The 18,777-nt window shown below is 35.1% G+C and carries 26 protein-coding genes, 1 pseudogene and 1 riboswitch; of the genes and pseudogenes, 21 read left to right on the top strand and 6 right to left on the bottom strand.

The genetic code is table 11. The features are described 5' to 3' along the window. Positions 1 to 5 precede the first annotated feature (5 nt). The 10 genes from K5Q12_RS02510 to hbs all read left to right on the top strand — a co-directional run bounded on the left by K5Q12_RS02510 (position 6) and on the right by hbs (position 7,782). Positions 6 to 359, top strand: a complete 354-nt coding sequence (locus tag K5Q12_RS02510) for a riboflavin biosynthesis protein RibT (RefSeq protein WP_220742146.1) — start codon at positions 6 to 8, stop codon at positions 357 to 359. Beyond that, on the top strand, positions 341 to 1,117 hold the full coding sequence (locus K5Q12_RS02505) for a segregation and condensation protein A (RefSeq protein ID WP_220742145.1): 777 nt from the start codon (positions 341 to 343) through the stop codon (positions 1,115 to 1,117). The genes K5Q12_RS02510 and K5Q12_RS02505 overlap by 19 nt, the downstream gene beginning before the upstream one ends. Then, the gene (gene scpB, locus K5Q12_RS02500; RefSeq protein ID WP_220742144.1) at positions 1,110 to 1,709 is read left to right on the top strand and encodes an SMC-Scp complex subunit ScpB; all 600 of its coding nucleotides are present in this window, start codon (positions 1,110 to 1,112) and stop codon (positions 1,707 to 1,709) included. Before K5Q12_RS02505 ends, scpB begins: the two co-directional genes overlap by 8 nt. Further along, on the top strand, positions 1,702 to 2,451 hold the full coding sequence (locus tag K5Q12_RS02495; RefSeq protein ID WP_220742143.1) for a pseudouridine synthase: 750 nt from the start codon (positions 1,702 to 1,704) through the stop codon (positions 2,449 to 2,451). The genes scpB and K5Q12_RS02495 overlap by 8 nt, the downstream gene beginning before the upstream one ends. A 49-nt stretch (positions 2,452 to 2,500) precedes the next feature. After that, a riboswitch (FMN riboswitch) is annotated at positions 2,501 to 2,637 on the top strand. 67 nt (positions 2,638 to 2,704) lie between these two features. After that, positions 2,705 to 3,289, top strand: a complete 585-nt coding sequence (locus K5Q12_RS02490; protein ID WP_220742142.1) for an ECF transporter S component — start codon at positions 2,705 to 2,707, stop codon at positions 3,287 to 3,289. Positions 3,290 to 3,365: 76 nt separating this feature from the next. Continuing rightward, positions 3,366 to 3,950 carry a peptidoglycan-binding protein LysM gene (locus K5Q12_RS02485; protein ID WP_220742141.1) on the top strand — a complete coding sequence of 195 codons (585 nt, stop codon included), beginning with the start codon at positions 3,366 to 3,368 and terminating at the stop codon, positions 3,948 to 3,950. Between the two features lie 16 nt (positions 3,951 to 3,966). After that, positions 3,967 to 4,638 carry a (d)CMP kinase gene (gene cmk / locus K5Q12_RS02480; protein ID WP_220742140.1) on the top strand — a complete coding sequence of 224 codons (672 nt, stop codon included), beginning with the start codon at positions 3,967 to 3,969 and terminating at the stop codon, positions 4,636 to 4,638. A gap of 102 nt (positions 4,639 to 4,740) precedes the next feature. Next, positions 4,741 to 5,931, top strand: a complete 1,191-nt coding sequence (gene rpsA, locus K5Q12_RS02475) for a 30S ribosomal protein S1 (RefSeq protein WP_220742139.1) — start codon at positions 4,741 to 4,743, stop codon at positions 5,929 to 5,931. 100 nt (positions 5,932 to 6,031) lie between these two features. Continuing rightward, positions 6,032 to 7,345 (top strand): ribosome biogenesis GTPase Der, encoded by a 1,314-nt coding sequence (der, locus tag K5Q12_RS02470; protein WP_220742138.1) that lies wholly within the window; start codon positions 6,032 to 6,034, stop codon positions 7,343 to 7,345. A gap of 161 nt (positions 7,346 to 7,506) precedes the next feature. Then, a complete protein-coding gene (gene hbs, locus K5Q12_RS02465; protein WP_004899865.1) occupies positions 7,507 to 7,782 on the top strand; it encodes a non-specific DNA-binding protein Hbs in 276 nt (91 codons plus the stop codon). A 62-nt stretch (positions 7,783 to 7,844) separates the two neighbouring features. Here the strand turns inward: hbs and K5Q12_RS02460 are convergent, their stop codons facing one another. After that, positions 7,845 to 8,288, bottom strand: coding sequence for a tyrosine-type recombinase/integrase (locus tag K5Q12_RS02460; RefSeq protein ID WP_220742137.1), 444 nt, complete (start codon positions 8,286 to 8,288; stop codon positions 7,845 to 7,847). Between the two features lie 116 nt (positions 8,289 to 8,404). Then, on the bottom strand, positions 8,405 to 9,184 hold the full coding sequence (locus K5Q12_RS02455; protein WP_220742136.1) for a hypothetical protein: 780 nt from the start codon (positions 9,182 to 9,184) through the stop codon (positions 8,405 to 8,407). Positions 9,185 to 9,208: 24 nt separating this feature from the next. Here K5Q12_RS02455 and K5Q12_RS02450 point away from each other — a divergent pair, with 24 nt between their 5' ends. Further along, on the top strand, positions 9,209 to 9,442 hold the full coding sequence (locus K5Q12_RS02450) for a hypothetical protein (RefSeq protein WP_220742135.1): 234 nt from the start codon (positions 9,209 to 9,211) through the stop codon (positions 9,440 to 9,442). Positions 9,443 to 9,509: 67 nt separating this feature from the next. On the opposite strand, the gene K5Q12_RS02445 is transcribed toward K5Q12_RS02450, so the two are convergent. From K5Q12_RS02445 to K5Q12_RS02430, 4 genes are all read right to left on the bottom strand, one after another. Then, positions 9,510 to 9,992, bottom strand: a complete 483-nt coding sequence (locus tag K5Q12_RS02445; RefSeq protein WP_220742134.1) for a hypothetical protein — start codon at positions 9,990 to 9,992, stop codon at positions 9,510 to 9,512. Positions 9,993 to 10,241: 249 nt separating this feature from the next. After that, the gene (locus K5Q12_RS02440) at positions 10,242 to 10,841 is read right to left on the bottom strand and encodes a hypothetical protein (RefSeq protein WP_246570463.1); all 600 of its coding nucleotides are present in this window, start codon (positions 10,839 to 10,841) and stop codon (positions 10,242 to 10,244) included. Between the two features lie 96 nt (positions 10,842 to 10,937). Further along, positions 10,938 to 11,624, bottom strand: coding sequence for an XRE family transcriptional regulator (locus K5Q12_RS02435; RefSeq protein ID WP_246570460.1), 687 nt, complete (start codon positions 11,622 to 11,624; stop codon positions 10,938 to 10,940). Between the two features lie 376 nt (positions 11,625 to 12,000). Further along, a complete protein-coding gene (locus K5Q12_RS02430) occupies positions 12,001 to 12,501 on the bottom strand; it encodes a hypothetical protein (protein ID WP_220742133.1) in 501 nt (166 codons plus the stop codon). Positions 12,502 to 12,673: 172 nt separating this feature from the next. On the opposite strand from K5Q12_RS02430, the gene K5Q12_RS02425 reads away from it, so the two are divergent. The 10 genes and pseudogenes from K5Q12_RS02425 (at position 12,674) to K5Q12_RS02380 (ending at position 18,739) form a co-directional block, all read left to right on the top strand. After that, positions 12,674 to 13,273, top strand: a complete 600-nt coding sequence (locus K5Q12_RS02425) for a phage antirepressor (protein WP_246570458.1) — start codon at positions 12,674 to 12,676, stop codon at positions 13,271 to 13,273. 260 nt (positions 13,274 to 13,533) lie between these two features. Next, positions 13,534 to 13,731, top strand: a complete 198-nt coding sequence (locus K5Q12_RS02420) for a hypothetical protein (RefSeq protein WP_220742132.1) — start codon at positions 13,534 to 13,536, stop codon at positions 13,729 to 13,731. 4 nt (positions 13,732 to 13,735) lie between these two features. Next, a complete protein-coding gene (locus tag K5Q12_RS02415; RefSeq protein ID WP_220742131.1) occupies positions 13,736 to 13,894 on the top strand; it encodes a hypothetical protein in 159 nt (52 codons plus the stop codon). A gap of 54 nt (positions 13,895 to 13,948) precedes the next feature. Further along, complete coding sequence (locus K5Q12_RS02410) at positions 13,949 to 14,587, top strand: chloride channel protein (protein WP_220742130.1); 639 nt, start codon at positions 13,949 to 13,951, stop codon at positions 14,585 to 14,587. Between the two features lie 43 nt (positions 14,588 to 14,630). After that, positions 14,631 to 14,957, top strand: a complete 327-nt coding sequence (locus K5Q12_RS02405; protein WP_220742129.1) for a hypothetical protein — start codon at positions 14,631 to 14,633, stop codon at positions 14,955 to 14,957. Then, positions 14,935 to 15,414: pseudogene (locus tag K5Q12_RS02400) on the top strand (HNH endonuclease); the annotation flags it as partial. The gene K5Q12_RS02405 and the pseudogene K5Q12_RS02400, both read left to right, overlap by 23 nt. Beyond that, a complete protein-coding gene (locus K5Q12_RS02395) occupies positions 15,394 to 16,062 on the top strand; it encodes a DUF1643 domain-containing protein (RefSeq protein ID WP_220742170.1) in 669 nt (222 codons plus the stop codon). The pseudogene K5Q12_RS02400 and the gene K5Q12_RS02395, both read left to right, overlap by 21 nt. Positions 16,063 to 16,127: 65 nt before the next feature. Continuing rightward, entirely contained in the window at positions 16,128 to 16,628 is a 501-nt protein-coding gene (locus K5Q12_RS02390; RefSeq protein ID WP_220742128.1) for a terminase small subunit, read from the top strand. Beyond that, positions 16,615 to 17,283 carry a PBSX family phage terminase large subunit gene (locus K5Q12_RS02385; protein ID WP_246570456.1) on the top strand — a complete coding sequence of 223 codons (669 nt, stop codon included), beginning with the start codon at positions 16,615 to 16,617 and terminating at the stop codon, positions 17,281 to 17,283. The genes K5Q12_RS02390 and K5Q12_RS02385 overlap by 14 nt, the downstream gene beginning before the upstream one ends. 187 nt (positions 17,284 to 17,470) lie before the next feature. Continuing rightward, positions 17,471 to 18,739 carry a tetratricopeptide repeat protein gene (locus tag K5Q12_RS02380; RefSeq protein WP_220742127.1) on the top strand — a complete coding sequence of 423 codons (1,269 nt, stop codon included), beginning with the start codon at positions 17,471 to 17,473 and terminating at the stop codon, positions 18,737 to 18,739. Positions 18,740 to 18,777 lie beyond the last annotated feature (38 nt).

Here is an 18,777-nt window from a genome sequence, read left to right as displayed (position 1 = left end):
AAAATATGCTAATACAGGCTAGAAATGATAATGAAAAAACAGTTATGGGTATTCTGTCATTGATACCCGGATTACGTGAATTACAGCATTTGAACGCTGAGATCGCTTGGTACAATGACCGAGATACTAGGCAACTTTACATTTGGAGAGATGACAATCAATCACAAGGTGTCTTAGGAGTGGAATTTTTAAGTCAAAACATTGCCCTTATTAGGCACATTGCTTTTACACCGGAAGCACGTAACGTACGCAATTATTTTAAGGTATTATCAGAGTTTCAAAAGCAAAATAGCAATGAGTTCTTAATGGGAACACTTGATAATCAAAAATTAATCAATAAGTGGAGAAAGTCATTGTGACCAATCATCTAACCATCAAGTTGAGTGATTTTGAAGGACCACTTGATTTATTACTGCATCTTATTAAGAAATCAGAACTAGATATTTTTGATTTGCCAATAAAAGATATTACTGATCAATATCTATCATTTATTCATCAACAACAAGATATGCAACTAGATATTTCGAGTGACTATCTTGTAATGGCTGCAACTTTGTTACAAATTAAATCTTCAGAATTGTTACCCCAAGAAGCTTTAGAGGAAGTAACATTCGAAGAAGATTTTTTAGACACAAAAGAAGAGCTAATGTTACAGTTATTGACTTATAAGCAATTTCAGCAGGCAAGTGATTTGTTTAAGTCACGTGAAATAATGAATAAACAATCTTTTTCCCGACTACCAATGGTGCCATCTGAAGAAATTGGAAATGATATGAAATTGTTGGTACAAGAAATTGATATTAGTGATTTACAAAGTGCCTTTAAAAAACTAGTTCAAAGAAAGAAAAGAAAACAACCACTTAGTAAGCGCGTAATTACTGAGAAATATACCATAGCAATGGCTATAACCCAAATTAATCACATTTTTGCTAAACATCAGAAAGGTGATCTTATAAAGTTTGATGATGTGTTTGATGGTATGTCCGATCGAGAACCAATGGTCACAATATTTTTAGCATTGTTGGAGATGGCAAAAGAGAGTTATTTAAGTTTTCACCAAACTGATATTCAATCAGAAATATTTATAGAAATAAGGAATCAAAAACCTAATGAATAATCTAGCACAATTGGAAGCCCTATTATTTGTAGCTGGAACTGAAGGTATCACAATACAACAAATTTGTATAGCAACCAGTTTTGAAAAAACTGCAGTTAAACAATTAGTCGAACAATTATCAGCTAAGTATCATAATGATAAGACCAGTGCATTAGAAATTAAAGAAACCCAAGATGGATATAGGTTAGTAACAAAATCGCATTTAGGACAGACTTTAAAGGGTTATTTTGAATCGGCTGAAAATACAAAACTAACGCAAGCACAACTTGAAACTTTAGTCATTATTGCGTATAAGCAACCTATTACTCGGATAGAAATTGATCAGATTCGTGGGGTGCAATCCACTGGCCCGTTAAAAAAATTAATGATTCAACAGCTTATTACCGAAGTGGGGCGAAAAGATGAGCCAGGTCGTCCGATTTTGTTTGGCACTTCTGATTTGTTTTTAGACTATTTTGGTTTACATTCTTTGCTAGAGTTACCACCTTTACCTGATATCGATTCACTTGATATTGAGAATAATGGCGATTTATTTGATAATACTGTGTTTGAAACTGAATTAACGATGAAAGAAGAGAAGAACAATGCCTGAAGAAGCACAACGTTTACAAAAAATTATTGCTCAAGCTGGTATTACATCACGTCGAAATGCAGAGACTTTAATTACCTCTGGACGTGTTCAAGTCAATGGGAAGACTGTCACTGAATTGGGTATAAAAGTAACTGACAATGATAAAATTCAAGTTGATGGTGCGCCTATTGAAGGTCGTGAAAAGAAAGTCTATCTTTTGATGAACAAACCACGGGGTGTTGTAACAACAAACAGCGATGAAAAAGGACGCAAGACAGTTCTAGATATTTTAGAGGGCATCGATCAACGTGTTTATCCGGTTGGAAGATTAGATTATGACACAACTGGTGTTTTATTGATGACCAACGATGGCGAAATTGCAAATCAATTAATGCATCCAAAATCGCGTGTCGATAAAGTTTATTTGGCTAAAGTTTCTGGGATTGCAACTCCAGAAAAATTAGCGCCATTACAGCATGGTGTGGTTATTAAGGGACGTAAAACGGCACCAGCACGAGTTACAATTGAGCGAGTCGACAAAGACAAAAAGACGAGTATGGTTCGTATTATTATTCATGAGGGACGCAATCACCAGGTTAAAGATATGCTTCAAAAAGTGGGATTGCCCGTTGATAAGTTAACCCGTGAACAGTATGCTTTTTTTGATTTAACAGGATTGCAGTCTGGAGAATATCGTAAATTAACTAATGCAGAAGTTAAGCGTTTAAAAGTTCAAGATTATAAAAACTATCGCAAAAAATAGTGAGTTGAATTTTAAATAGAAGTCTGTTACTATAAAAACTGTAAATTGAATATTACTTCAGGGTCGGGTGTAAATCCCAACCGGCGGTGAGACATGGTTAGCCATGGTAAGCCCGCGACCTGCGTAAGCAGTTGATCTGGTCAAAATCCAGAGCCGACCGTAAAGTCGGGTATAAAGAAGTTTAAAAAAGAAAGTTAAAACTGCCTTTTTGTGCTACCCTGACAAATTGTGCAGTTTTTTTGAGGGAAAAAATATGTCAATTACATCAACAAAAACACAGAGATTAACTATGATTGCCATTTTTAGTGCAATATCATTTGGTCTCATGTTGTTTCCACAGCTACCATTAATACCAGGCGCTGATTTTTTGAAGCTTGATTTTTCAATTGTACCCATATTAATGGCCGGCTATTGGATTAATATGTCAGCTGCGATATGGACAATTGTATTAAGAACATTGTTAAAGTTAATTTTGGCCAATGAAGGTATTAATACTTATCTTGGTATGCCGGTTAATTTTCTGGTAGTTATCACTTTTACGATTGTAATATTTTTAGTTATGCCAAATTTTGAACCACAAAATTGGCTAAAAAATATTTTTGCTATTATCGTTGCTACAATATCGATGACTATTGTTGCTGTTTTAGTTAATTGGTTTGTAGCTGTGCCATTGTATGCAAACTTTGCACATTTTGATATTGCCAAGTTTATTGGATTAGGGAAATATTTTGTTTCTATGGTTATCCCATTTAATTTAGTTGAAGGTATTATATGGGGAGCAGTTACTTTTGTTATTCTATCTATTTTGAAACCATTACAGCAAAAAATATCATTTTAATAAAACGTTATAAACATATACGATCTCATTATGGTAAACTTTTAAATGAACTTACTAGAATGGAGGTCGTTTTATTATGAACGATTTTGACCCTAACAACATGAGCCGTCTTTCGCGGTCAAATAAACAAAAAATTGAACCAAATTTTGAACGCCAATCTGATAAAAAAGGTAATAAACATAAAGGTCTAAAAATTGCTTTAATTATTTTAGGATTTTTAATTTTATCTAGTGTTCCTGTTTTGGGAATGATAACGCATCAGAAATCATCTAATGGGGTAAAAACGGCTGCCACAAGCTCGGAAGAAACTTCTTCAAAATCTGATGCAAACTCTTCAAGTTCTAAAGTCGAATCATCATCTTCATCAAGTTCTGCTGAAAGTGAAAGTTTACCACAATCGAGCTCTAGCAGCACAAATGCTACTAGTCAAGATACAAACCAAGTACCAAGCCAAGTACCAAGCCAATCATCTAGTGCAGTAGAGTCAGTACCAAGTACACCCAGTGTTGCTAATACAACAGCTGTCCTAGGAGCTAGTCAGACGCTTTACAATTTTGCAACGACACATGGTATGACAACTGATCAAGTGATTGCCTTAAATCCTGGGCTGTCAGTCGCTAACTATAGTCAATTTGCAGGCCGCTCATTGAATGTTAAGTAACGATTTAGAGGAAAATATGAAGCAAAATTTTCAAATAGCTATTGATGGGCCAGCTTCAGCTGGCAAATCAACAATTGCAAAAATAATTGCAGCTAAGTTAAAATATGTCTATGTTGATACAGGTGCAATGTATCGTGCTATCACTTTGGCTGCTAAACGAGCAGGCATACCATATCAAGAAGAAAAAGAAATTACAAACCTACTGCCTGAAACAGCCATTAGGTTTGAACCAGGAACACCAGTACAGCACGTTTTTTTGAATAACGAAGAAGTAACAGATGAAATACGATCTACAGAAATAACTAAAAATGTTTCATTGGTTGCATCATATGCCTCAGTCCGTCAAAATCTTGTGAATAGACAAAGAATGATTGCAGATAGTCAAAATATCATCATGGACGGTAGAGATATTGGGACAACTGTTTTACCAAATGCTCAAGTCAAAATCTTTCTTGTGGCCAGTGTACTTGAACGTGCTCAAAGACGTTTAAAAGAAAATATTGCCAAAGGCATGACTTCAGATTTAAAAACTTTGCAAGCAGATATTGAGGCACGCGATTATAAAGATTCTCACCGAAAAATTAGTCCATTAGTACAGGCCAAAGATGCGATTTTAGTTGATACAACTGGAAAATCTATTGAAGTAGTAGTTGATGAAATTACAGATATTATAAGAAAAAAACAATGATGTAAACTTACAGCGTGAAAAACGCTGTTTTTTACTATACAAGTGTTCATTATTCTGGTAGACTATACACATAGTGTAAATTGTAGGAGGACGTTAGACGTCATGAGTGAAACAAACAACGAGTTCTTAGCAGCTCTCGAAAGCGCAGCAGATCAAATTAAGGTGGGAGATGTTGTTACTGGTGAACTTTTAGCCATTGATAATGATAACCAAGCAGTAGTTGGTTTGCCAACCGGTGAAGAAGGAGTTGTGCCAGCACGTGAGTACTCAGACGATCGTAACATCAACCTGGCAGACGAATTAAAAATTGGAGACAGTATTGAAGCTGTTATTATCTCAAATGTTACTAGCGATAAGGAAGGTGTTTCTTATCTTTTGTCAAAGAAGCGTTTAGATGCCCGCAAAGCTTGGGAAAACTTAGACTTCGCTGAAGGTGATACAGTTGATGCCAAGGTTATTAATGCTGTTCGTGGCGGTTTAATTGTTTTGGTAAATGGTGTTCGTGGTTTTGTCCCAGCATCAATGGTTGCAGAACGTTTTGTTTCTGATTTAAACCAATTTAAAAACAAAGATATTAAGGCTCAAGTGATTGAAATTGATGCTGCTAATGCACGATTAATTTTGTCACGTAAAGCTGTTGCCGCACAAGAACGTGCAGCACAACTAGCTGAAGTATTTAGCAAGTTAACAGTTGGCGAAGTTGTTGAAGGAACAGTTGCACGTTTAACTGATTTTGGTGCATTTGTCGATTTGGGCGGTGTAGATGGATTAGTTCACGTATCAGAAATTTCTCATGATCGTGTGAAAAACCCTGCAGATGTTTTGTCAAAGGGTGATAAAGTTAGCGTTAAGATTTTAGCTTTGGATACTGAAAAAGGTCGTATTTCATTGTCTATTAAGGCAACTCAACGTGGACCTTGGGATGAGGCTGCTGATAAAATTGCTGCAGGTTCAATTCTTGAAGGAACAGTTAAGCGCGTTAAAGACTTTGGTGCATTCGTGGAAATATTGCCAGGTATTGAAGGCCTTGTACACGTATCACAAATTTCTAATAAGCGTATCGAAAACCCTTCAGAAGTTTTGAAGTCAGGGGATAAAGTTCAAGTTAAGGTTTTGGACATTAAACCAGCTGAAGAACGTATTTCATTGTCAATGAAGGCTTTAGAAGAAAAGCCAGAACGTGAAGATCGTCGTAATAATGATGGTTCTGCTTCACGTGCAGACATTGCTGCCTATAACCAACAAGATGATTCTGCTGCAACATTGGGCGACATTTTTGGAGATAAGTTGTAAAATAAGTCAATAAAAGAGCTGGTTCGCCAGTTCTTTTATTTTGTATAAAGTTGAGCGGACGTTTGAGGTTGTTCGCGGTATTAAAAAGGAGACATCATTTATGGCAGCACCATTAGTAGCAATTGTTGGTCGACCAAATGTTGGTAAATCAACTATTTTTAACCGTATGGCTGGGGAAAGAATAGCAATTGTTGAAGACAAACCTGGCGTAACAAGAGATCGTTTATATGCACCAGCTGAATGGTTAAACTATGAGTTTAGAATTATAGATACTGGCGGTATTGAATTAGGCGATGAGCCATTTTTAGCTGAGATTCGTGCGCAAGTAGAGTTGGCGATTGACGAGGCCGATGTTATTGTCATGGTTACTTCGGGTAGAGAAGGCGTGACTAATGCAGATGAAGTTGTTGCGAAGATGTTATATAAAACAAAAAAGCCCGTTGTCTTAGCTGTAAATAAAGTCGATAATCCTGAAATGAGACAAGATATTTATGATTTTTACTCGCTAGGATTAGGTGATTTGTTCCCTGTTTCAGGGTCGCATGGACTTGGACTAGGCGATTTGCTTGATGAAGTTGTCAAACATTTTCCAGATGAAGCAGCTGAACAAGAAGATGATAGTGCTATCAAGTTTAGTATTATTGGTCGACCAAATGTTGGAAAATCATCAATTGTTAATGCAATGCTGGGTGAGCAACGCGTTATTGTATCTGACATTGAGGGGACAACTCGCGATGCCATTGATTCACGTTTTATAACTGCTGAAGGCGATGAATTTATCATGGTTGATACAGCTGGTATGAGAAAACGCGGAAAAGTTTATGAAAATACCGAAAAATATTCTGTTATGCGTGCACTTAAAGCAATTGATAACAGTAATGTTATCTTGATGGTAATTGATGCAGAATCAGGCATTAGAGAGCAAGATAAACACGTTGCTGGCTTTGCACATGATGCTGGTAGAGCAATGGTCATTGTTGTCAATAAATGGGATGCTATTGAAAAAGATGGGCATACCATGAAAGGTTTTGAAAACTTGATTCGTTCAGAATTCAAGTTTTTGGATTATGCACCAATAATTTTTGTTTCTGCAAAAACAGGGCAACGATTGGATAGAATTCCACAAATTGTAAAAGATGTTGATAATAATCATCGTAAGCGTATTTCTTCTTCTACACTTAACGATGTTATTATGGATGCAATAGCTGTTAACCCTACGCCAACAGATAATGGCAGACGTTTACGTGTTTATTATGCTACACAGGTAGCCGTACAACCACCAACATTTGTTATTTTTGTTAATGATGTTGAATTGATGCATTTTTCTTATGAACGTTTTTTGGAAAATAAAATTCGCGAAGCCTTTGACTTTACTGGAACACCAATCAAATTAATTGTACGTGCTAGAAAGTAATTTGTTATAAAAAAATGTAACAAATTGATTACGAATAGCCGAAAAACCGCGTAATTACTACACATTCGGTGTTTCGTATGTTATTCTAATTATATGAAATAATGTTTCGACAGATTTCAAAACCGTTTAACGGTTAATAAAATACTCTCAGGAGAACAAAAATGGCTAATAAGCAAGAATTAGTAGATTCAGTTGCAAAGGCAACAGGTTTGACAAAGAAAGATGCTACTGCATCAGTTGACGCAGTATTTGCTTCAATTGAAGAAGCCTTGAAGAACGGTGAAAAAGTTCAATTGATTGGTTTTGGTAACTTCGAAGTTCGTGATCGTGCTGCTCGTAAGGGCCGTAACCCACAAACTGGTGCAGAAATTGAAATTCCTGCATCAAAGGTTCCAGCATTTAAGCCTGGTAAAGCTTTGAAAGAAGCTGTTAAGTAATTAATAGCCATTTATACCGCTGTTTTACAGCGTTTCTGGGGAAAATTGGGGAAAGTAACTTATTATTCCCTAATATTATCCAGTATATTAAGAGCAAGCTCACGTTGAGTTTGTTCTTTTTCTTTTAGCATGTGGCTATACACACTGAGCGTTATTCCGATGTTAGAGTGTCCGACTCTTTTGGAAATGTAGTCGATGTCCACACCATTGTGTAAGAGGTAGGATACGTGTGAATGGCGTAAACCGTGAAATCTTATCTGAATAGATGATATTCTGACGGTCGGCTCTTTGTATGTTTTCAACCATTCAAGATAATAATTGCTAAAGGTCATTTTTGATTTTTCTGGATCATATCCGTTTTTTACCTTAACCTCTTCCTTAGCAGCCCACAACGTAGCTTCACGTTGTGTATCAAATGTAGATGTAACTTTTTTGAAAACTCCGTGACCGTTAACATAAGAGACGACTGCTCGCCATTTCTTACCACGTTTTTCAAAACTTGCCATATAAAAAAGCCTCCTTTAAAAAGGGGCTTACATCTGTTACAATATAACAGAACGCCCAGTGCGTTTATGTATAATCATTAGCACACCTCAGTCTTTGGTCGGATAGGGTGTGTTTTTTATTTACTGTTAGAAACTTTAATCGAAAACATTAGCTTATTTAGATTACTTTTCATGTTATATGAAAAGTCTGGATTATAGTCAATATCAATTTGTAATTGCCTTGGTAGTGATACCAAAACTTCGTGAACAATTTTTCTCATTAATGCTAAATTAAGATCTTTCGTTTGTATAAATCCATTCTTATCAGGATCCATTTTTGAATATATTTCGTTGGGGAAAAATTCGGATAAATTTACACTATATCCTGTATTACCCCTTGATATATTCAGATAAGCAGAATCAACTGAATCGTCTACATGAGCACCTCCATCCTGATTAGCCATTACTGTTATAAGCTTATGTCGTGTGATTTCTGTACCCTCATTCATGAAAAATATTTTACCTGACCACCAGTCTTTGAAAGATATTTTTTTGCCTGTAGACATTATCGTCAAATCATCCGGTATGAAAGTAGTGTAGATTTTATTCTTGTCTAATACCGTTCCTATTTTTTGAACTAGATATACATCACCAAAATAGCAACTGTCATTTTTTTCTATAAGGAACGTGTTAAGTATTTTTAATTTGCTTGTATCTACTAATTGGTCTAAAATACTATGTGAATTAATCGAGTTATAGAATAGCATGCGAAGAGTTACTGACGATCTCCTAATAGACTCAAAATTACCCTTGTCATAATTTTCGGAATCTTTTACTAAGTTGTTAAAACAGTTAATTAACTGTACCTTGTATTCTTCGTTTGATCTATTAATTTTTAATGATTTTTTTCTTTTCATGTTTTTATGCGGAGAGCTTTCTAAATGGATGATTTGATTTTAAAAATAGATTCTATAGATGAAGTAGAAGAAATTAATAACATTGGTTGTTATCGTGATTTCAATAGCGAGCCGACTATCAATAAAGATATGTTAATTCATTTGTTGTCTGGGAAGCCTCTATTAGATATGACCGATGGAGAGAATGTACACTGGCTACAATTAGATTCTGAATCCATAGATTTTGTTAATAGTATTTTAAGTCTAAAAATCACTTGAGTGTGCTTTTTTGTTTGCTTATTTTAGAGACTTCATTGTCTATTATGTACGCCCAAGTGGGCATTAATTAGTTTGTCTTTTGAATAGAAGTGATCCACAATGTAGGATATTTATCACTATCATTTTTGAAAGTGACCATCGATTTTTTCATACCTTGTAGCGTTGCCTTGATATCAACAACGTCACCTTCTTTAAAGTTATATGAAGGTAAGTTTATTGCTTGAACAAATGTATTATTAATACTTGTAGTATCATTTATTGTTTGAATCCAAATACCACCATCTTGTTGATCAACTCTTCCAATCTTTGCTTTAGTTAAATGAACGCTTTTGCCGATATTGTTACTGTCTTTGTATGAGTCATCATCAAAATCTGTCGCGTTCGATAAAGCATCTTTGTCATCATATTGCTTAGTTTTAACACCGTTATTCGTTTCCTTTTTCTCAGTTGAAGAAGACGATTCGACACTATCAGAGCTACTATTAGTTGAAGTTGAAGTTGAAGTAATGGTCTTTTTAGTTGCATCATCTGATCCGTTACTAGTTGTCAAGATGATTCCTACAATACAAACAAAAAAAGTTATAGTAGATGAAATAAAAACCTTCTTTATATTTGAAGATAAACTTTTATTTCGTAATTTCAATATTATTGAATATATAGATAGTCCAATACAAATAAATAATGAAACAACAAACAAGACTCCAAAAAAAGCACTCATTTAATAAAAATCTCCCAAAACCTTTTAATGTGGTTGCTCGGCACATATATGTACGCCCAAATGGGCATTAGTTATTCACCGTTATTTAACGAAATCTATATCGCCTTTACCATCGCTATTAGCTATCAATTCTCCATTGGGCAAAATAACATTTATTTCTGGATTATGCATTCCGTATACAACAGCCTGTCTATTTGCAATGGTTTCTAGAATGTCCATTGCATGTTGAAGATGTTCATCTGGTATATCTGACCATGTTTCAAATCCAACATAGGTTAATGTATTTGTATCTTTGTCATATGTAGCTTTTTGAGCAGTTCCTTTTAGCAATGAATTAACTTTTTCTTCATAACTCATTGCATCAGAAGACGATGAAGATTCTGATGAAGAGCTACTAGTTGATTCAGAAGAAGATGAACTACTTGAAGAACTAGAATCATCTGTATCTGTATCTGTATCTGTATTATCTGAAGATTGTTTTGAAGAAACTGTTTCAGAAGTTGACGTTTCCTTGCGTGTAGCTATAGATAAAATAGTAAAAGCTAGAAACACGACAGCTAATCCCAAAAATATTTTTGGTTTCTTTTGCAAAGGCAAATTTTTTGAATCATCATTTTCACGATATTTTGCAAACAAAATCAGTGATATCACAAACAGAATTAAAAAAATAAAAATAAACACTCTATCTCTCCTCTAACCTTTTAATGTGGTTGCTCGGCACATAATGTCAATCGTTTGCCAAATGATATTAAAAAAATATGTACACCGCATAGCGGTTTATAATACAACGACACCAAATATAGACATCTCATGTTCTTCGTTAATTGGTAAGTCGCTGTATTTTTTGTTTAGTGAAACTAATCGGCAACCATTTTCGTCACGCATGAACTTTTTAACATAAGCTTGATGATCGTAGTTTGCAATGACTATTTGACCAGAGCGCACGTCTTTTGTTTTGTTTACAAATATGATTTGTTTATCTTCGAATAACGGTAACATTGAATCACCATTGACTACAACAGCGAAATCATGAGTAGGAACATCGCCATCATATTCAACAAGTTCTGGCTTACCGTCTAATAGATATTCACCAGTTCCGGCAGAAACAGCTCCGTATATTTCAACTTCGTTATTAGTAGGTAACTCAACAACGTTGTTTTGTTCATTATATTGCTGTTCAGCAGTTTCATAAACTACACGTTGACGATTAGGTTGTAAATTGTCGTAAATGCGCAGTAATGAATCTCTAGATTCGGTTTCCGTACTTAAATCTTTGTTCATCAAATCAGTAATAGAGACATCAAATATTTCAGCAATATCATTCAGAACAGCGATTTTTGGAGTGTATTTTCCTTTTTCCCATTCGCTAACGGAAGAAGAATTCTTTCTGCCGAGTTTTATAGCTAAATCTAGCTGGTCCATATTATGTTTTTCTCGTAAATATTTTAAATTATTTGCGAACATGTTTTATTCCTCGTTATTTTCTATACCTTATATTATACATAACTTCGGAAAAACCGAAACAGCCAGCATAAAGGAGAGAGGCATGACACCATAAAAGAAAGAAAGTGTAATTAAAGCATTAAGCGGACTTAGTTCAACCGAGTTGCAAGATGTTTACTCAAAGGTTAGCAACGCATATCACGTTGCACCAAAAAAGAGCTTAACTCAAGACGAAGTTGAGCAAGCTCTCAAACACACCGTTTAATCAATTAAAAAGAAAAAGGTATAAAAATGTACGAAACAACAATAGTTGAAGGGGTTTCGAAAATAGATTCTTATCTGATGGTTTTATCGCCAGTATTGCAAATTGGGCTGATTTTAGGTCTAGCATTATTCGTCATTTGCAATGACTTTTGGTGGTGGAATTGGTGGAAAACAACTCTAGTGGAGTTTGGTCTAGCTTTAATGATTCTGCTAATTTGCTGGATTCTATGGTTGATAAATTAACTAGTTCATCGAACAAGTCATTTAGTTCGAGAACATCTGCTTCATATCTGAAGTCACCTGAACCGAATGACAAGGCTTTTAGATGAAGTTGATAGAAATGAGATAGTTTTGAACAAGTTTTCTTATCTAAATATCCGATGTTATCAAAAAGCATTGTCAATAATTCAGAAGATTTTCCAGAACTAGAAATGATTTGGTAGTAATTTGAACTTCCATAATTATGGCGAATCAAGTAAGTGAAAAAAGGCATATAAAATTTAAAGTATCGTTGTTCTTTTAAACGTTTCTTCATATCAGCAGTAGCTGATAATCTTCCGAACCAAAAAGACAAAGCGATTCCGATTAAAGATACTCCTGTTGTTACTAATTGCAACAGTATTGTAGTAGGCATAAAACACTTCCCGATTAAATGAATTGTAAAAATAATTAAAGAAAAGCCTAACTAGCACAAGTAGTTAGGCTATGGAACAATAACAGTTCCATTTTAACACAAGAAAGGAACAGTAACATGAACGAAGTAGAAGTATTTAATTTTGAAGCGAACGAGGTTCGCACAATAGTGATTGACGAAGAGGTATGGTTTAGTTGCAAAAGATATAGCCAAGACACTGGGTTATTCTCGGACAGCCGATGCAATTAAAGCTCATGTCGATGAAGAAGACAAAGGGGTCGGTAAAATACAGACCCCTGGTGGAATGCAACAAATGACGGTTATTAACCAGTCGGGAGTTATTTCATTATCTCTATCAAGTAAATTACCATCAGCACGAAAATTCAAGCGTTGGGTGACATCAGAAGTTATTCCAAGTGTATTGAAACACGGTGCATATATGACTGAAGCAAAGATTGAACAGGTATTAACTGATCCAGATACTATTATCCGTCTAGCAACTGAATTGAAAACAGAACGTCAAGAAAAATTAGCGTTGCAACAAGAAAACTCTGTCTTACTACAACAAAATAACGAGATGAAACCAAAAGCAGATTATACAGACTTAGTCTTATCAAACAAGTCATTGGTAAACATCACATTCATTGCTAAAGATTATGGGCTTAGCGGACTGGCAATGAATAAATTATTGCATCAACTCGGCGTTCAATACAATCAATCAGGTGTATGGCTGTTATATGCGAAGCACCAGAAAAAAGCAAACACAACTTAATGAGTGGCATTTGCCTGTTACTCGTACATAGTAAATGAAAAAGTACATTGTATTAAATGTGTGTTAAAATATACACATGACGACTTCTGAGAAAGTTTATCTTTGCACTCGCCCATAAATTAGTAAACTAAACTTTTTGCTTGTACTTTCTGAGGAGTCGTCGTACATATTAACTTAATAACTAAACAGGTCAATTTCGACCTGTTTTACATATATGACATACACGCACCTTAACGGGTGCTTTTTTATTGGAGTTAAACATGAGTGAAGCAGAGAAGAAACTACGCAAGAGACGTAGACATATCAAACAGGCGACTGATGTTAATCGCAAGCACGCTGACATGATGAAAACAGAGAGTATCGCACGTCATGATCGCTCACGTATTCAGGTTAGGTCAGAAGTGTTGGATAACAGGCAGATTGACTATAGAAGCCACATGAAGTGGTTGAGGGAATGATGGTATGAAATACATTGTATTAACAACTAAAGGCACATTTGATTTAGAAAAAGTTGTCAATTTACATATTGAATCAGGGTGGATACCGAAAGGAGGTAGCACTGTTCAAGGGCAATATCATTATCTTTATTACCAAGCGATGATTAAACAAACTGACAAATAATTTGGTTACACGTTCAGTCCTCTATAGTATAATTACTGCTATTGGAGGTTGGAGATGAATAAAAAATGGTTTTGGTTCTTAATTGTTTTGGGAGTGATTGTTTTTGTAGTTGGTCCATTGTTTGTTCAATATAATCATTGGTCGTTGGGATATAGAGGTAGTGGAGACTGGCTAGGTTTCTGGGGTAGTTATTTAGGTGTTGTTCCCTCAGGACTAATTGCCTACTTAGTGGCGAAATATCAAATAGACAACAATAAAACATTGGAAGAAAAACAGAAGTTAGAAAATAGTCTACCATACGCTCAGGTACATTATCATCAAGAATCTTACTTTGATGTGTTTACGTATGTAATCGAATATAGAATAGCATCTTATGATGGCAGGCCTCTTATTTTTAAGGTTTTTTTGCATACTATAATGGGTGATGGCACAATAAGTAGGCATGAAATAAGTGACAACAAAGAGGAGGAGTCACTAACGCTGAACTTTTCAGCGTTAGTTAGATCTTATGCTTTAGAAATAATTATGTTTAACGGTGTTAAAGTATTTGTAACTGATAACAATAATGCGCAAGAGGTTATTCATATGTATAAAAAAGAAGATGATGATAATTGGAAAGTTTACGGAGTAAGACCATCTCAAAATGTTCTAAGTGAAAGTATCGAAAATATAAATAAAATGATAACTAATTAAGCGCATAAGCGCTTTTTATTTTGCAGTGAACGGCGAGAGTACAATGCAACAAGGACACACAAGATATAAACAGTTAAGTAGAGCAAGACATGAAATGGCATTGCACAACAGGTGCAAAGAAGAAGGCGTTTGGTCTGCGATTGGGAATGTGATGACAGGCATTGGCAATGCAATCAGTGTAGTTATTACCGGACACTTAGTATTAAGTGCTATGGCCGTTGGCAAGCAGATGGGTAGTGCGTTAGGAATTGATAAACAAATGTCTGCGCCTAATGTTGATTACGATAAGTTTGAGATTAAAGACATAGCAACGGATATGTTTAGAAACAATGCAGGAATAGTTGGTTATGGCAAGAGTCAGACGTTGTAAAGCAAATGGTTGTTTCAACATGGTTGAGTTGCCCAAGCATTACTGTGCTAAACATGCAGACCAAGAACGTGTGTATGCTCCAAGAGATAAACAAGCAACACACAGATACAACACAGTGACACGTAACCGTGACGACAACAAGCGTGGTCAGTATAACTTCTACCGCACAAAGTAGTGGGTGAACTTAAGGCAACGAGTGTTAGATGAACAGCATTACTTGTGCCAATACTGTAAGTGTGATAGCGTCGTCAAGCAAGGCAGAATTGCAGATCATATCGTACCGATTGAAGCGTCCCAAAATGATAAGGCGAACATAGCTAATCTCGCAGTGGCGTGCAGTAGGTGTCACACATTAAAAACCAAGTGGGAACAATCATATTATGGAACAGGCAAAGACAATCAGTTGAAGAATGTCAGTCCTGTTAGAAGTATTGCGATGATTAATAAGTTGATGAATAATTCAGTTGCACATTTAGTCCTCTATAGTATAATCATTCTATTGGAGGTTGGAGATATGGAATATGAAGTGTATTTTCCGTGTAATTGGCGTGTTTTAGATTCAGAATTTGATTTAAATTATAGGTATTATCTTGAAATTGAGGATGAGTTATCGGATTCAAAAGAAACTTTAATCGCTCTACTTATGAACCCAAGCAAAGCAGGCTTACCGTCCAAAAATGTAAATGGAGATATTAAGATAAGCGATACTACAGTAAATTTATTAATTCAAGCATACGGTAAGAAGTACAAAAAAATTATAATTTTTAATGTATTTCCCGTTTTGAATTCGTCCTCTACTAAAGCAAAAAAATACTTTTCAGACAAGATAAAAGAGAACCTTGATATGATTGCTTCTAAAGTTAAAAATATATCAAACTATGATCTTGTGGTAGCTACAGGTCGTTTCCCAAAAAAGTACTTTCAAAATTACAGTAGTATTATGGATGTTTTAACAAATAACAATAAAATAGTATTTGCCGTAGGATTAACAGTTCAAGGGTACGGCAAACATGTGAATCAACGTGCTGGCACAGGCAACAATTTAACAGCTTTAACTAATGTTAAAAAATACCATTGGAAATCAAACAAATTAATTCGCATTTAGTATTTAAGCGCTATAAGCGCTTTTTATTTTGCAGTGAAACATTGAAAGGAGGTGCCTTAAATGACATGAAATTAACACCGAAACAAAAGAAGTTTGCTGATGAGTATATAAAGACCGGCAATGCCACCGAATCCGCACGACTATCAGGATACAAACAGCCACATGTTCAAGGTTCACAAAACTTAGAAAAACTTAGTGTTAAAACATACATAGATGAACGTATGGCAGAAATAGCGTCAAACCGTGTTATGAGCCACACAGAAGCTGTTGAAATACTAACTAGCATTGCTAGAGGTGAGTTAAAAGAGAATGTTGTTGTGGGCACCCCTGTTGGTGCTGAAACAGTTGAAAAAGAAGCAGACCTTAAAACAAGAATTAGCGCTTTGAAAGAAATCATGAAACGCTATCCTGGTAATGATAAGTTAGTTGAACAACAAATACGTAAGCTTAGCGCTGAAACTGATATTGCTGAAGCTAATGCAAGAGAAGTTACCGATAATGGCACTGCCAATGAGATACGTGTGATTGGTTTCGATAGGAGGGCAGAAGAAGATGAACGTAGCTAAATTAGTTAATCCAGCTTTTGACCATTTGTGGGCAACAAACGCATCTAATATTATCGAAGAGGGTAGACGTGCCAGTACGAAATCTAGTGCAATTAGTATGTATCTAGCAATGGGCATGATGGCTGATGAAAATGCTAATGTGGTTTGTTATCGTAAGGTAGCTGGTAATCTCAAACGTAGCGTTTATGAGCAGATTAATTGGGCATTAGATGAATTACATGTATCGTGGCTATTCCGCTTTAAAACGTCTCCTATAGAGATTATAGATAGGCGCAATGGTAGTGGTTTTTACTTCTCTGGTGTTGATGATCCCAGCAAACAAAAGTCTTTCAAGATAGCTAAGGGATATGTTCGTTGGTTGTGGTTTGAAGAAGCTACTGAGTTCAGCAACTTTACTGAGATACACACAGTCCAATTATCATATACACGTCAAAAGCTACCTAAAGGCATGCAAGTTGTTACGATATTCTCGTATAACCCACCACGTAATCCTTATGACTGGATTAATGAATGGGTGGAAACAGTTCGTGAAGACCCTGATTTTTTGGTCGTGCATACAACATATCTAGATGATAAATTGCACTTCTTGTCCGAGCAGTATTTGCACGATATTTGCCGTTTGCACCTTAACAGGTGCTTTTTTATTGCAAAATAGTTCAAAAGAGAATAAGAACACTAAAGTTGCCCTAATAAAAATCAGTAATAGTAACTACTATATGTATCAAAAATGATCAACAACATCACAAAAATAAGCAAACATCTCATAGACTTATATCAGTGTGATAAAATGAAATGTTAAATCAATTTTTATCTATTAAATAGAATATTTTTAGGAGAAAAATATGCCAAGTAATTATGCTGAACAAATGTTAACCGCACTATCAAAGGGTCAGATTGAAACGGCACAACAATACTTTACAAAATCACTTAGAGAAGACAGTGATGAGTTAATTTATAGCTTAGCTGAAGACTTATATGCGTTAGGGTTTTTAAATCAATCCAGGCGAGCATATAAAACGTTACTTAAAAAATATCCTGATGAAGATGAGTTAAGGACTGCGCTAGCTGATATCGCTATTGAAGATGGCGAGATAGATGAAGCACAAAATTATCTCGCTCAAATTATGCCTGAATCTGATTCATATATTCAATCTTTATTGGTCAAAGCTGACATCTATCAAACTGAAGGACTAAATGAATCCGCAGAATACAGTCTACAACAGGCTGAGTCTTTAGCGCCTGATGAGCCTGTCATTGAATTTGCATTGGCTGAATTTTATAATGCTAATGGTAACTTTGAAAAGGCGATAACTCGTTATCGTAATTTACTTTTAAAAGGTGAACGAGAAATGAGTAAGGTAGATATTGTGGCTCGTTTAGGTGTTGCCTATGCGCAAATTGGTAGATATGAGCATGCCATTGGTTATTTAGAGCAAATTAAATATGAGCAACTTACACTTGATACAAAATTTCAGTTAGCTATTATATATCAAGAAACAAATAGAGATGATGAGGCAATTAAATTATTGAACGAAATTTTAGATGTAGATCCAAAATATACTTCGATTTATCCAATATTAGGGCATTTATATGAAAAATTAGGACAAAGTAATGAAGCTCTCCGTGTCTATCAAACTGGTATTTCTTTAGATGAAACAAACACAAAATTATATCAGTTGGCTGGAAAAATGGCGGTAGAAAATAAAGATTTAGTTGTTGCTGAAAATTATTATAGAAATGCTATAGCCATTAATGAAGATGATACCGAGTCGCTATTTATGTTGGCTGATTTGATGTTTAAGCAACAACGTGAATCAGAAATCATTGAGTTATTAAAAGATAGCATGTCCAATGAAGTAGAAGACGAGCGTTTTTATTGGTATTTAGCTCTGAGTTATCAGAAATTAGGAGAATTAGCTTTGGCTAAAAATTACTGGGAAGAAGCACTACCGTTGTTGGAAGATAATCAAGCGTTTTTACAGGACATAATCGATTGGTATCATGAAATTGGAGAAGTTGCGAAAGAAATTAGTACGACTGAAAAATATTTATATTTAAATCCAGATGACGTAGATATGCAAATGCGTCTTGAAAATTTATATGAGGATTAATCATAAAAGAAGTTTTTTCATTTTTTGATTTTTGCTAT

Origin of the sequence: Leuconostoc palmae, assembly GCF_019656075.1 — a bacterium.
GTDB lineage: Bacteria > Bacillota > Bacilli > Lactobacillales > Lactobacillaceae > Leuconostoc > Leuconostoc palmae.
This window is presented reverse-complemented; position numbering and strand designations above follow the sequence as displayed.